The sequence below is a fragment of the Parageobacillus galactosidasius genome (genome assembly GCF_002217735.1).
Classification (GTDB): domain Bacteria; phylum Bacillota; class Bacilli; order Bacillales; family Anoxybacillaceae; genus Parageobacillus_B; species Parageobacillus_B toebii.
This window is the reverse complement of record NZ_NDYL01000001.1, coordinates 1,047,265-1,060,773: the sequence shown is the minus strand read 5'-3', so window position 1 is coordinate 1,060,773 and position 13,509 is coordinate 1,047,265. Positions and strand designations below refer to the sequence as shown.

Here is a 13,509-nt window from a genome sequence, read left to right as displayed (position 1 = left end):
TGCGCGCATGTGCCCCTTTCACATGCGCGCTATGTCCAAACCTTCCCCCATCGTTTGACCTTTTCTTTATTCTCCTTCTTCTTCAGCCTCGTCGCAATCGCATCCGCAGCATTTTCCGTAAAGCGTTGTCACTTTTTCATCTTCAAAATGTGCAATCGTCGCACCACATGTTTGACATACAATTGTGCCCATCCCCAAAACTCCTTTGTGATGATATATTTATTAGCTAATTCAATAGTAATATATCACATTTATGCTGTCAACACTTAATCTGTATGTCACATTTAATTTTTACTCATCAAATAAAGCGAGTAACCATACTCGCTTATTAATACTCATATTCAGGATGAACCGATGAGAATGGAAGGACAACTGAGAAGAACTCCGCTAAATCAGCAGCTTGCTCTTTCGTATCGATGCGGAAAATTTTTTGCAAATACTCGTGGTTTTCTACATCTTTTGGATCGAGGAGAGTGGAGCGGCCTGTTTGCATGCAAATAACAAGAGGTTTGCCAAAAAACATATTCGTATACACAATCCCAAAATCATAGCGAATATCCTTTGACGTAAATCCAACAAACCGAACTTTTACTTTCTCATACTCATCATATAGCCTTTCAAATAAATTCATAAAATCCCCCCTTATAAATATACTGAATATTATTATAATTCTAAAATATATTAAAATCAATAGCATCTCTTACGTAAAAATGATACAATAGAAAAAAATGGGATGTTAACAATAGAGGTGATGGCATTGGCAGCACATGCATACATAAAGCTTGTCCCAGCATCCAAACAGAAAGCGGTCACATTAGAAGAAGTAAAACAATTGTTTCAATATTATCAAGATATGATGAAAAAAACAGGCGAACAGCTTGGATGGGCGTATCAACAAGCTGCATTTCCTTATCAGCTTATAGAAACAGATGAAGGAAAAGGAAAGTGGTTTTATTTAAAAGGTGACGGGCACCGTTATCGGACGATTATCGTCGGTGTTGGATCAAATAATGGTGAAACTGATGAATCATTTATTCAAATTACATTGCCAAATGGGGCAACACACGGAGATAAAGGGAAAGCAAACGAATTTTGTAAGTTTCTAGCGAAAAAATTGGAAGGGGAACTTCACCTATTCAACGGCAGAATTATGTATTATTACAAACGGTAGCACTAGGCTATCGTTTTTTAAAACGGTGGCACTAAGCTATCGTTTTTTAAAACGGTAGCACTAGGCTATCGTTTTTTAAAACGGTGGCACCTAGCTAACGTTTTTAAAAAACGGTGGTACACAGCTGTCGTTTTTTTATTTCCCCCCTATTGAAGCGCCTCCCACACAAAATGTTGACAAGTAAAATACATTGCTGCTGTCAACGTCGTTGTCCACAATGCTTTTCGGGTGCGTAAACCGATTTTTCGGGCCAATAAAAACGCGATATATAAAAATACACAAAGCATCATCCCTTTAAAAAACGGACGGTCGCGTCCTGATAGCCATTCAATAAGCGAAAAGCTGCTCCAAATGATCATTTGCAACAAAAACGTGACATATTCTTTCATCCGTCATCCCCCGCATCTTCTTTACCATAACAATATGAGCCACCAAAGGAAAATATTATCCATTCATTGGACAAGAAGACGAGTTTATAAAAAATAGATCTTCCGTGGACAGCTGTTTCCGGATTTCTTGCCGTTGTTGTTGATTTTTCAAGGAAACGCGGATGGTTTTCGTGTCTTTGCCTTTGGCACATGCTGCTTGAAACGGGCATCCGGCACATGCTGTACAACGATACGTCCGTTTGACGATGACGTACCCGTTGCCGATCGTTTCCTTCCGTTTATACACAAACACCAGCCGTTCCCCTTTAGCGCAAATCCACTCATCCAATTTCTCATCGTACGTCATGTTCTCGATTCGGCCGATCTCTTTCGCCCACGCTTTCGTTTGTTCCCGGTCCAATGTGTTGTACTTGATCAATACGACGATCTGCTTTTTCTCGCAGTACGTGTAGTTCTCCTCACTCCCACAGGCGGAATCCGCAATCGCTCGTTTAGGCATGGGACGCCCATAGGCGGCCAATTGCTCCAAATGCGGAATGAAGCATCCGGCATCCCCCGCCCGTTGATGCACGCTAAATCCAGTGATGAATTGGTTCCCTGTCCCTATCTGCACATTATATCCCGGTTTGAGCTGGTCTTCATATGGTCGTCTTTCATCCGCATAAACATCGCATCGGGGTCCGTTTTCGAAAAACTGTTTCTTGGGACATCCTCTGCAATGGTCTGACAGTAAAATTTTTCTATTCAGAAAACACCAATAACCTTCTTAATTTTCTTTAGCGTAATACTTTATAAAACTTACAAATGAAATCAAAACTATTGCAATGACATTAGCCGTAACAGTAACCCGTTCATTCTCAACAAACACGTTAAACAACCAAACAAGAAAGAAAATGACCAACAAAATATCTTTATATTTTTGTTTAATTGTTTTTTTCATCCCACTCTTCCTTTCTTTTTTAATTTATTATATTAATTAGAAAAATTTTGAAAATATTAATTAAAAATGTTAAAAAATTGATAAACTCTGATATTAAATATATATAATTACTTTTTAACCAAATAAAGGGAGGTGATTTCAATGAACAAAACAAAAAGTTATTTATCGTTCCTCTTATCCTTTGTATTAGTTCTATCCACTTTGGGTGGTGCAGGAATTGCCCAAGCGCAAGCAGAAGAAAATTACGTGGAAGAGTGGATTGAAGAAGAATTGCCGGGATTAGATGATTACCAACAAACATTATCCATCATTGAGCAAATTCCTGAATCAGTTGTTTTAGAAGGAACTGATGCCATTATTAACTGGTACAAAGAAACTATTGATGACCCGGCTGTCTTGTCAGCAATAGAATATCAATACAACCAAACAAACCAAGGAGAATTCCGTATACAGGGAGTCATCGGATGTATTTCTGCTGTAGGAGTTGCGCTTGTCTCGTTAGCTTGGGCACCATCCAAAATTCTAAAAGTTAAGTCAGCATTAAAAGCTCTTGGAGGAACAGCAAAATTTGTCTCTACCGCTATCAATTACTATCAAAACTACAGAAAACTAAAGTATTCTCGGACTGTTGCTTGGGAACGAGCAGTGAATGCCGCCGCTTCTAATGTTGCCCCAGATTTAAAATAAAAGATGCTTTATTGAGTTTCTTTGGAATTGCTTCCATTGTTTCTGCTTGTACTGAATAGTTTACTAAAAGAGGATGTCTAAATTAGACATCCTCTTTTTTGCCATTTTATTTACTAATAATATGAATTGGAGTGCCGAGGGCAACTTCCGCAGCTTCCATCGCTATTTCACCCAATGTTGGGTGAGCATGAATCGTCAAAGCGATATCTTCCGCAGTCATTCCTGCTTCAATCGCAAGACCAAGCTCTGCAATCATGTCAGAAGCGTTTGGACCAACGATTTGCGCTCCGATCACAACGCCATCTTCTTTGCGAACGACAAGTTTCATAAAGCCGTCTGTGTCATTCAACGAAAGGGCGCGGCCGTTTGCCGCAAATGGGAATTTTGCCGTAACTACTTCTATGCCTTCATCTTTCGCTTGTTGCTCAAAATAACCGACAGATGCGCATTCAGGCTCGGAGAAGACCACTGCCGGAATAGCTAAATAATCGATTTCAGACGGTTTTCCGGCAATCGCCTCGGCGGCGATTTTTCCTTCATATGATGCTTTATGGGCAAGCGGTGGACCTTGGACGATATCACCGATGGCATAAATGTTTGGAACGCTTGTCCGGCATTGTTTGTCAATTTCAATTAAGCCGCGGTCTGTCAATTTAATGCCGATTTGTTCTAAGCCAAGCTCATCCGTGTTCGGACGGCGTCCGACCGTCACAAGCACATAGTCTGCATCAATTGTTTTCGTTTCGCCTTTTACTTCAAAGGTTACTGTCACACCGTCTTCGCGCTCTTCGACTCCCTTAGCAAGAGCGTTAGTGAAGATTTCTACCCCTTTTTTCTTTAAGCGGCGTTTAACAATTGCCGTCATTTGTTTTTCGAAACCAGATAAAATTTCATCTGCTCCTTCAATGATGGTTACTTTTGTTCCAAAGTTAGCATACGCTGTTCCTAATTCTGTTCCGATATAACCGCCGCCGATTACGACAAGCGATTTTGGAACTTCCTGCAGACTGAGCGCGCCTGTGGAATCAAGCACGCGATTGGAAAATTTAAAGCCAGGAAGTTCGATCGGACGAGAGCCTGTTGCAATAATTGCGTTTTTAAACGTATATGTTTGCGCGCTATCACCATTGATAACACGCACCGTATTCGCATCAACAAAATACGCTTCTCCGCGTACGATTTCGACTTTGTTTCCTTTTAGCAATCCTTCCACGCCGCTCGTTAATTTTTTCACGACGCTTGCTTTCCATTGTTGCACTTTAGAAAAATCAACGGTTACGTTTTCTGCTTTAATTCCGATGTCTTCTGAATGTTTCGCTTCAACATAGCGATGGCTTGCGGAGATGAGCGCTTTAGATGGAATACATCCGACATTTAAGCATACTCCGCCAAGATTTCCTTTTTCAACAATCGTTACTTTTTGCCCTAACTGTGCAGCGCGAATAGCTGCTACATAACCACCAGGACCCGCTCCAACGACAAGCGTATCCGTTTCAATTGCAAAATCGCCAACTACCATCGTTTTTACGCCTCCATTAATAATAATTCTGGGTCATTTAATAGACGTTTAATGTGATTTAATGCTTTTTGCGCTGTTGCACCGTCAATCATGCGGTGGTCAAAGCTTAATGATAATGCTAATACTGGAGCAACAACTATTTCACCGTCGCGGACAATTGGTTTTTCGGAAATGCGTCCAATGCCAAGAATAGCTACTTCTGGATGATTAATGACCGGAGTAAACCATTGGCCGCCGGCAGAACCGATATTCGTAATCGTGCAGGAAGCACCTTTCATTTCATGTGGAGCCAATTTTCCTTCACGTGCTTTTGCTGCAAGCTCATTAATCTCTTTGGCAAGGGCAAAGATCGGCTTGCGGTCCGCATGTTTAATAACAGGAACGAGCAATCCTCTGTCTGTATCAGCAGCAATACCAATGTTGTAGTAATGTTTATGAATCACTTCTTCCGTTTCATCATCAATCGATGTATTTAAAACTGGAAACTCACGCAACGCCGATGTTAAAGCTTTTACAACATACGGTAAGAAAGTAAGCTTGATTCCTTTTTCCGCTGCGATTTCTTTGAACTTTTTGCGATGCGCTACCAGTTTTGTCACATCTACTTCGTCCATTAATGTAACGTGTGGTGCTGTATGTTTCGAATTGACCATCGCTTTGGCAATCGCGCGACGGATACCGCTCATTTTCTCGCGAGTTTCCGGGAATTCTCCTTCAAGCACAACTGGTTGTTGTGCCGCAGTAGCTGCCGCTGCTTTTTCTTCTGCTTTCGCTGCAGGTGCTTCTTCTTTTTGCTCGACTGCCGTGCCACCAGCAAGGAACGCATCGATATCGCTCTTTAGGACGCGGCCATTTTTTCCTGTACCTTGAACAAGACGGATGTCGACCCCTTTTTCACGGGCATATTTGCGCACGGAAGGCATTGCGATCACGCGACGGTTTGGATCCACTTCCTGCTGCTTAGCCGGTTCTGCTTGTTTAGCTGCCGCTTCGCTCTTTTCTTCTTTCGACACTTCTTGCGGTTTTTCCTGCTGTTTTGGCTCATCTTGTTCTTGGCCTTTAAACGTCATATTCTCATATCCAGGCGCATCTAATGTGATTAACGTTTGGCCAACCGTTGCAACCGTTCCTTCTTCTACTAAAATTTCTAATACTTTACCTTTCACAGGGGACGGGATTTCTACAACCGCTTTATCGTTTTGCACTTCACACAATACATCATCTTCATTTACTTCATCGCCAGGTTTGACAAACCATTTGACGATTTCCCCTTCATGAATACCTTCACCGATATCCGGCAACTTAAATTCAAATGCCACTGTTTGTCGACCTCCTATTGTCTTTTCAAAAAAGTATGGGAAAAGAGGAAGAAGGCAATTTCCCCTTCCTCTCACCTAATGTTTAGAAGTTAATGACTTTTTTCGCTGTTTCAATGACATCTTTGAAGTTAGGCAACCATACAGACTCCGCTTGTGAGAACGGATATACCGTATCCGGAGCAGCAACGCGCAATACAGGAGCTTCTAAGCTTAAAATCGCACGTTCATTAATTTCTGCTACAACGTTTGCAGCAATTCCTGCTTGTCTTTGTGCTTCTTGTACAACGATCGCACGTCCTGTTTTTTCTACAGAACCAATGATTGTTTCAATATCTAATGGTTGAACAGTCCGCAGGTCAACCACTTCTGCGGAGATGCCTTCTTTTTCTAATTCAGCAGCTGCTTTTAACGATTCGTGCACCATTGCACCATAAGCGATAATCGTGATATCTTTTCCTTCGCGTTTAATATCTGCTTTACCGATCGGAATCGTATATTCTCCTTCTGGTACTTCTTGGCGGAACGAACGATACAGCTTCAAGTGCTCTAAGAAAATAACTGGATCGTTGTCACGGATCGCAGAAATAAGCAATCCCTTCGCATCATAAGGAGTAGAAGGAATGACTACTTTTAACCCAGGTTGTTGCGCAACTAAGCCTTCTAAGCTATCAGAGTGCAATTCCGGTGTATGCACGCCGCCGCCAAATGGTGAGCGAATCGTAATCGGGACATTATAACGACCGCCAGTGCGGTAGCGGATACGCGCCATTTGACCGCAAATGGCATCCATTACTTCATATACAAAACCAAAGAATTGAATTTCTGGAACAGGACGGAATCCTTGCAACGCCAACCCGATGGCAAGACCGCCAATTCCCGATTCGGCAAGAGGTGTATCGAAAACGCGGTCTTCCCCAAACTCAGCTTGCAATCCTTCTGTTGCCCGGAATACGCCGCCGTTTACTCCAACGTCTTCCCCAAATATTAATACATTTGGGTCATTTTTTAGTTCGATGCGCAACGCATCCGTGATTGCTTGAATCATTGTCATTTGCGCCATGGCTTACTTCGACTCCTTCTCTTTGTAAATTTCATACTGTTCTTTCAAGTTAAATGGCAATTCTTCATACATGATGCTAATCAAATCGGTTACTTTTTGTTTTGGTGTTTCGTCCGCTTTTTTAATCGCCTCTTTAATTTCTTCTTTTGCTTGTTCAATCACTTTGTTTTCTTCTTCTTCACTCCATAAGCCTTTGTTTTCTAAAAACTTACGGAAACGAACAAGCGGGTCTTTTTTCTCCCATTCATTTTCCAATTCTTTCGTGCGATAACGAGTAGGATCGTCTCCTGACATCGTATGCGGACCGTAACGGAAACATAAAGTTTCAATAAGCGTTGGACCTTCGCCGTTAATCGCACGCTCGCGAGCAGCACGTACAGCTACATATACGGCTAATGGGTCCATACCGTCAACTTGAATGCCAGGAATTCCAGCCGCCACCGCTTTTTGAGCAAGTGTTTTCGCTACTGTTTGTTTTTCAACAGGAGTAGAAATAGCAAAGCGGTTGTTTTGGACAACGAAAATCGCCGGTGCTTTAAATGCTCCAGCAAAGTTGATTCCTTCGTAGAAATCTCCTTGCGATGTACCGCCGTCACCTGTGTATGTAATTGCTACTGCCTTTTTGCCGCGTTTTTTCAATCCTAAAGCAACACCTGCTGCTTGAATGTATTGGGCACCGATAATAATTTGTGGCGGCAATGCGTTTACCCCTTCCGGAATTTGGTTGCCGTGGAAGTGCCCACGTGAGAATAAAAACGCTTGATAAAGCGGAAGTCCGTGCCAAATAAGTTGCGGAACATCACGGTATCCAGGCAAAATGAAATCTTCTTTCTCTAACGCAAAATGGCTCGCAATTTGGCTCGCTTCTTGCCCTGCCGTTGGTGCGTAAAAGCCTAAACGCCCTTGGCGGTTTAATGAAATAGAACGTTGGTCAAGAACGCGTGTGTATACCATGCGGCGCATCAATTCTTTTAGTTGATCATCGCTTAAGTCCGGCATTGCCGCTTCGTTTACTACTTCCCCTTCTTCATTTAAAATTTGAAATGTCGGAAATTGTTCCTCAATTTTTTCAAGCTGTTCCTTAAAATTAAACTTAAATTGGGATTTTTTTGCACCCATTTGATCCACCTCTACCTTTCATAATTTAAAAAATAAAGTCAACTCATAACATTGGTCCATACAGCATTAATTTACCCAAAATCATGAATAAATAAAAAGCGGTAACCTTTGTTCCACGGCATAAACGGAAAAAATGTCGTTAGAGTACCTGTATTAATCATTTGATCATTTTTATTAGTACAATTCCATCTACATGTTTAAGTTTACACCTTCTTTACCTAGACGTCAATCACTTTGATTTATCGATATTTTTTCAATGTCAAATGGATATTTTTAGTATAAAAAACAACTACACAAATCCTGTTATATTACAACGGTTTAATCTGTATTATATCTGTTTTATATTTTTTTCATAAAATAAAAAAGGCTATGAAAATATAGCCTTCTATCGCAACAAACATTTATTTCCACACGTTATATAATCGCTTCTTTTCTTTATTATATTTTTCCGTATATTCATTAAACTGATCGTTTATACTAACCAATTCTTTATATTGTTCATTTATACGATTAATTTGTTGTTGTAACTGTTCCGGTGTCACATATTTATTTTGTAATAAAGTATAAAGCTCTTTTTCCAATGAAAGCAATTCTTTATAATGAAGATACAAATTGCCATATGTTTCATAACGTTTCTCCGCAATGTTTACTAAACGGTTTACTTGTCTTCTTATATTTTCATCACGAAGTTGGTCAATATTTTTCTTGATCGTATTTATTTGTTGTTTTGCTGATTGAATCGTTTTATATTCTTTTTCAATATGTTTGTCCCGTTCTTCTATTAGCTCCAATGATTCTTTCGATAATTGCACCACCTTTGTAAACCGCTTTATCCCATACGACATAATACGATCATACAACTGGTTTTGTTTTTGTTCTAATCCGCTCAGTTTTTCTTGTTGCTCGACTACACTGTTTTCATACTTGCCTATCTTTTGAAAAGCTGATAAAACTTCCTCGTTGGCAAGTTCATTGCAGCTAGTAACCAAAAATAACACCACGGTTAACCAAACACACCGCTTTATTGCTTTGAACAACGTTTCTCCTTCCTTTCGGGCACATCCATTTTCATTTTAGTTTACGTTCAAAGTCGATTTTTGTTAGACTTAATTCAGACATCAACGTCTACAAGGAGTGAAAACGTGATGATTACCATGAAAGATATTATTAAAGAAGGGCATCCAACGCTACGAAAAGTGGCTGAACCTGTTTCTCTTCCTCCATCAGAAGAAGATAAACAAGTTTTACAAAGCCTTCTTGATTATGTAAAAATGAGCCAAAACCCTGAGCTTGCAGAAAAATATGGATTACGCCCGGGAATTGGGCTGGCAGCTCCACAAATTAATGTATCAAAACGAATGATTGCCGTCCATGTAACGGATGAAAAAGGTACTTTATATAGCTATGCGTTATTTAATCCAAAAATTGTGAGCCATTCTGTTCAACAATGCTATTTAACGAGCGGAGAAGGATGTTTATCTGTCGATCGGAACGTTCCAGGATATGTGCCGCGCTATGCCCGCATTACCGTAACAGGGACAACGCTTGAAGGTAAAGAAGTAACACTTCGGTTAAAAGGGCTGCCTGCCATTGTATTTCAACACGAAATCGACCACTTAAACGGCATCATGTTTTATGATCATATTGATCCAAAAAATCCGTTTAAAGTACCTGACAACGCGATCCCTATCGAACGATAAATGAAAAGAAGGGCTATATCCCGCACCGGGATATGCCCCTTATTTAATTAATTCAAGCTGCTTTAATCCGTATAATATTCCTTCCTCTCCGACCGATTTCGTAACGAAGTCGGCCACTTTTTTTGCTTCTTCGTGCGCATTGCCCATCGCAACACCAGTTCCAACAAACTTCAACATTTCTATATCGTTCAACCCATCTCCAAACGCGTATACATCTTCTTTCGCAATGTCGAGTTTCTCGATCATTCGCCGAATTCCTTCAGCTTTCGACCCTCCTACTGGCAGCACATCAGTTGACACATTATGCCAACGGACAAAACGAAATTCCGGATATGCTTTTACATACATTTGTTCTTCTTCCGCTTTGCAAAATAAGAGCGCTTGATAAATGTCCTCATTTTCGTAATAAAGCGGATCAAACGGAGGATGAGGAAATTTCAAGCTCCCCATACTGTTGTGAATATATGGATGATCTTCCATGCTTGCTTTCATTTCATTCACATTCATAAAAACGAGCGGATGACCATTTCTATGCGCTTCTTCCTTTAGCTCATGCAATTTTTGCCGATGAAGTGGATGTTTATAAATGACATTCCCTTCAAATACTACGTATTGGCCGTTAAAACTGACAAAAGAATCAATTCCTAGCTGCTTTCGCAAATTGGCAAACATAAATGGCGCTCTTCCCGTGGCAATCGCTACATAAACACCAGCTTTTTTCAACTCTTGAACCGCTCTTACTGTCGAAACAGGAAGATTTTTTTGTTCATCAAGCAGCGTTCCATCAATATCAAAAAATACTATTTTCTTTTTCACAATCTCTTCCCCTTAATGCAAAATCTCATTTTTTTCACCCTTACCGTACTGAAAAAAACCGAAAATGTCAAATCACTTCTCGGCTTCATTCCACTTTTATCCGCGAAAAACAAGCCTTTGTTAACATATAATATAATATAGGAAGAACATTTACTTTCGCCAAGAAATGAGTACAATAAGAAGTAAGGAGTGATGAAAAATGTTGAAAAAGCTGAAAAGAAAGCTTCTTCAACAATGGAAAGATTTGCTCCGAAAAAAATCGATCGCCTAACCGTTTACGATAAGAGCCCTTCTTTCATGAAGGGCTTCTTTCTAAAAACATGCGAATGAAAGGATCAAAATTCGTCAAAAATGGTAAAAGCTAATGCTTTTTTCCTATATTCCCCTTCTGTATTTTATGTTATGAAATGAAAAAACATGAAAACTGCCCTTATTTTATATATAATAAAAAAGTTAAAGAAATAATCGTTCATAAGGAGAGGTTTTAGAATGATTTTCAAAGTGTTTTACCAAGAAAATCCTGATGAAGTGCCTGTGAGAGAAAAAACAAAAACGCTATATATTGAAGCGGAATCAGAACGGGAAGTACGCCAAAAATTGCAAGGACACACCATGAATATTGAGTATATTCAGCCGTTAGAGGGCGCTCATTTAGAATATGAAAAGAAAAATCCAGATTTTAAAGTATTGGAGATTTGAGTATGAAATTTTTAAGTGATCATCAAGTTGGCGTATTTGCTCTCGGCGGATTAGGTGAAATCGGGAAAAATACATACGGCGTACAATTTCAAGATGAAATTATTGTTATCGATGCAGGAATTAAATTTCCTGAAGATGAGCTGCTCGGAATTGATTATGTCATTCCCGATTACACGTATTTAGTAAAAAACGCAGAGAAAGTAAAAGGATTATTTATTACTCATGGGCACGAGGATCATATTGGCGGAATTCCATACTTGCTAAAGCAAGTGAATATTCCAATCTACGGCGGAAAATTAGCGTTAGGGTTAATCCGCAACAAGCTTGAGGAGCATGGACTTCTCCGACAAGCGAAACTTATTGAAATTCGCGAAGACGATGTCATTCGCTTTCAAAAAACAGCGGTGACATTTTTCCGAACAACTCACAGCATTCCTGACAGTTATGGAGTTGTTGTCAAAACACCTGTAGGGCAAATTGTTCATACAGGGGACTTTAAGTTCGACTTTACACCGGTCGGTGAGCCTGCAAACTTAACCAAAATGGCGGAAATCGGCAAAAAAGGGGTCCTTTGTCTACTTTCCGACAGCACGAATAGTGAAATTCCACACTTCACCATGTCTGAACGTCGCGTTGGGGAAAGCATACATGATATTTTCCGTAAAGTGCAAGGACGGATTATTTTTGCGACATTTGCCTCCAACATTCATCGGCTGCAGCAAGTAACGGAAGCAGCCGTGATGAACAACCGAAAAATTGCTGTATTCGGAAGAAGCATGGAGGCGGCGATTGAAATCGGACAAGAGCTCGGTTACATTAAATGTCCTAAAGATACTTTTGTGGATGCAAACGAAATTAACCGCCTTCCTGCCAATCGCGTGACAATTTTATGTACCGGCAGCCAAGGCGAGCCAATGGCAGCATTATCGCGCATCGCCAATGGCACCCATCGGCAAATTCAAATTATTCCTGGCGATACGGTCGTATTTTCTTCTTCCCCAATTCCGGGCAATACGGTAAGTGTAAATCGAACGATTAATATGCTTTATCGCGCTGGCGCCGAAGTCATTCATGGCCCGCTAAACGATATTCACACATCTGGACACGGTGGACAAGAAGAACAAAAATTAATGATTCGCTTGATGAAACCGAAATATTTCATGCCGATTCACGGAGAATACCGCATGCAAAAAATGCATGCAAAGCTAGCGATCGATTGTGGAGTGCCAGAAGAAAATTGCTTTATCATGGATAATGGCGAAGTGCTTGGACTAAGTGAAAAGGACGCTCGCATCGTTGGCAAAATTCCGTCCGGTTCTGTTTATATTGATGGCAGCGGCGTCGGCGACATCGGCAACATCGTCTTGCGTGACCGCCGCATTTTGTCAGAAGAAGGTCTTGTCATCGTTGTTGTAAGCATTAATATGAAAGATTTTAAAATCGCGGCTGGTCCAGATATTATTTCGCGCGGATTTGTCTACATGCGTGAATCTAGTGATTTAATTAACGATGCACAAGCGCTCATTACGAAACATCTTGAAAAAGTGCTCGAGCGCAAAACCAATCAATGGTCGGAAATCAAAAATGAAATTACGGATACGCTTGCTCCGTTCTTATACGAAAAAACAAAACGAAGACCGATGATTTTGCCAATCATTATGGAAATATAATAAAACAGCTGTTCCCTTATTTCGGAACAGCTGTTTTAATGCAATAAAAAAGGAACGAAATCATCGTGCTTTCGTTCCTCTTTCTCCCGTTATTGTTGTGTTTTTTCGTTTTCTTCTAATACACGGTTCACACGCTTTTCTAACATTTTCATGCCGCTTCCGCCAGCTTGGAAATGGCGAAGTTTTCCTTCGGCATCAAATACATAATAAGCTGGAACATATTGATTTTCAAATGCATCTGTAATTTTATGTTCGTTATCGACTAAAATTGGTTGCGTAATGCCGTGTTCTTCCGCTACTTTTTTGACAAGTTCTATGTCTAAATCATTTTCCGAACGTGGCATATGAACCGAAACAACATTGAGTTTATCTTTGCTCGAACCAGTTGCTATCTTTTCATTCTCATCGACAAAAAACGGG

General features: G+C 40.3%; 16 protein-coding genes and 2 pseudogenes. 6 read left to right on the top strand and 12 right to left on the bottom strand.

Features of this window, described 5'->3' with window-relative positions; all coding sequences use genetic code 11:
* Positions 1–66: 66 nt before the first annotated feature.
* Together B9L23_RS05620 and B9L23_RS05615 are read right to left on the bottom strand one after the other, a co-directional pair.
* Positions 67–192 (bottom strand): GapA-binding peptide SR1P, encoded by a 126-nt coding sequence (locus B9L23_RS05620; protein WP_062753540.1) that lies wholly within the window; start codon positions 190–192, stop codon positions 67–69.
* Between the two features lie 136 nt (positions 193–328).
* Positions 329–631, bottom strand: a complete 303-nt coding sequence (locus tag B9L23_RS05615; RefSeq protein WP_015863301.1) for a DUF3055 domain-containing protein — start codon at positions 629–631, stop codon at positions 329–331.
* Positions 632–757: 126 nt separating this feature from the next.
* Here B9L23_RS05615 and B9L23_RS05610 point away from each other — a divergent pair, with 126 nt between their 5' ends.
* On the top strand, positions 758–1,171 hold the full coding sequence (locus B9L23_RS05610) for a DUF1885 family protein (protein WP_089097029.1): 414 nt from the start codon (positions 758–760) through the stop codon (positions 1,169–1,171).
* A gap of 146 nt (positions 1,172–1,317) precedes the next feature.
* Here the strand turns inward: B9L23_RS05610 and B9L23_RS05605 are convergent, their stop codons facing one another.
* From B9L23_RS05605 to B9L23_RS20330, 3 genes and pseudogenes are all read right to left on the bottom strand, one after another.
* Entirely contained in the window at positions 1,318–1,560 is a 243-nt protein-coding gene (locus B9L23_RS05605) for a hypothetical protein (RefSeq protein WP_015863299.1), read from the bottom strand.
* Positions 1,561–1,663: 103 nt separating this feature from the next.
* Positions 1,664–2,280, bottom strand: a pseudogene (locus B9L23_RS05600) (transposase); the annotation flags it as partial.
* A 46-nt stretch (positions 2,281–2,326) separates the two neighbouring features.
* Positions 2,327–2,500, bottom strand: a complete 174-nt coding sequence (locus B9L23_RS20330; RefSeq protein ID WP_015863298.1) for a hypothetical protein — start codon at positions 2,498–2,500, stop codon at positions 2,327–2,329.
* Positions 2,501–2,641: 141 nt separating this feature from the next.
* Here B9L23_RS20330 and B9L23_RS05595 point away from each other — a divergent pair, with 141 nt between their 5' ends.
* Entirely contained in the window at positions 2,642–3,187 is a 546-nt protein-coding gene (locus B9L23_RS05595; RefSeq protein ID WP_245842295.1) for a hypothetical protein, read from the top strand.
* 106 nt (positions 3,188–3,293) lie between these two features.
* Here B9L23_RS05595 and lpdA read toward each other — a convergent pair whose 3' ends face one another.
* The 5 genes from lpdA to B9L23_RS05570 form a co-directional block, all read right to left on the bottom strand.
* The gene (gene lpdA / locus B9L23_RS05590) at positions 3,294–4,706 is read right to left on the bottom strand and encodes a dihydrolipoyl dehydrogenase (protein WP_015863297.1); all 1,413 of its coding nucleotides are present in this window, start codon (positions 4,704–4,706) and stop codon (positions 3,294–3,296) included.
* A gap of 5 nt (positions 4,707–4,711) precedes the next feature.
* Positions 4,712–6,025 (bottom strand): dihydrolipoamide acetyltransferase family protein, encoded by a 1,314-nt coding sequence (locus B9L23_RS05585; protein WP_015863296.1) that lies wholly within the window; start codon positions 6,023–6,025, stop codon positions 4,712–4,714.
* A gap of 82 nt (positions 6,026–6,107) precedes the next feature.
* Positions 6,108–7,085 (bottom strand): pyruvate dehydrogenase complex E1 component subunit beta, encoded by a 978-nt coding sequence (gene pdhB, locus B9L23_RS05580; RefSeq protein ID WP_015863295.1) that lies wholly within the window; start codon positions 7,083–7,085, stop codon positions 6,108–6,110.
* A gap of 3 nt (positions 7,086–7,088) precedes the next feature.
* Complete coding sequence (pdhA, locus tag B9L23_RS05575) at positions 7,089–8,204, bottom strand: pyruvate dehydrogenase (acetyl-transferring) E1 component subunit alpha (protein WP_015863294.1); 1,116 nt, start codon at positions 8,202–8,204, stop codon at positions 7,089–7,091.
* A gap of 401 nt (positions 8,205–8,605) precedes the next feature.
* The gene (locus B9L23_RS05570) at positions 8,606–9,241 is read right to left on the bottom strand and encodes a YkyA family protein (protein WP_245842294.1); all 636 of its coding nucleotides are present in this window, start codon (positions 9,239–9,241) and stop codon (positions 8,606–8,608) included.
* A 108-nt stretch (positions 9,242–9,349) separates the two neighbouring features.
* On the opposite strand from B9L23_RS05570, the gene def reads away from it, so the two are divergent.
* Entirely contained in the window at positions 9,350–9,904 is a 555-nt protein-coding gene (gene def, locus B9L23_RS05565; RefSeq protein WP_015863292.1) for a peptide deformylase, read from the top strand.
* Positions 9,905–9,943: 39 nt separating this feature from the next.
* Here def and B9L23_RS05560 read toward each other — a convergent pair whose 3' ends face one another.
* Positions 9,944–10,720, bottom strand: coding sequence for a Cof-type HAD-IIB family hydrolase (locus B9L23_RS05560; RefSeq protein ID WP_089097028.1), 777 nt, complete (start codon positions 10,718–10,720; stop codon positions 9,944–9,946).
* Between the two features lie 192 nt (positions 10,721–10,912).
* On the opposite strand from B9L23_RS05560, the gene B9L23_RS20325 reads away from it, so the two are divergent.
* The 3 genes from B9L23_RS20325 to rnjA all read left to right on the top strand — a co-directional run bounded on the left by B9L23_RS20325 (position 10,913) and on the right by rnjA (position 13,089).
* The gene (locus B9L23_RS20325; protein ID WP_167317822.1) at positions 10,913–11,050 is read left to right on the top strand and encodes a hypothetical protein; all 138 of its coding nucleotides are present in this window, start codon (positions 10,913–10,915) and stop codon (positions 11,048–11,050) included.
* 159 nt (positions 11,051–11,209) lie between these two features.
* Positions 11,210–11,419 (top strand): DNA-dependent RNA polymerase subunit epsilon, encoded by a 210-nt coding sequence (locus B9L23_RS05555; protein ID WP_015863290.1) that lies wholly within the window; start codon positions 11,210–11,212, stop codon positions 11,417–11,419.
* Between the two features lie 2 nt (positions 11,420–11,421).
* Complete coding sequence (rnjA, locus tag B9L23_RS05550) at positions 11,422–13,089, top strand: ribonuclease J1 (RefSeq protein ID WP_089097027.1); 1,668 nt, start codon at positions 11,422–11,424, stop codon at positions 13,087–13,089.
* Between the two features lie 89 nt (positions 13,090–13,178).
* Here rnjA and B9L23_RS05545 read toward each other — a convergent pair.
* Positions 13,179–13,463: pseudogene (locus B9L23_RS05545) on the bottom strand (thioredoxin domain-containing protein); the annotation flags it as partial.
* Positions 13,464–13,509 lie beyond the last annotated feature (46 nt).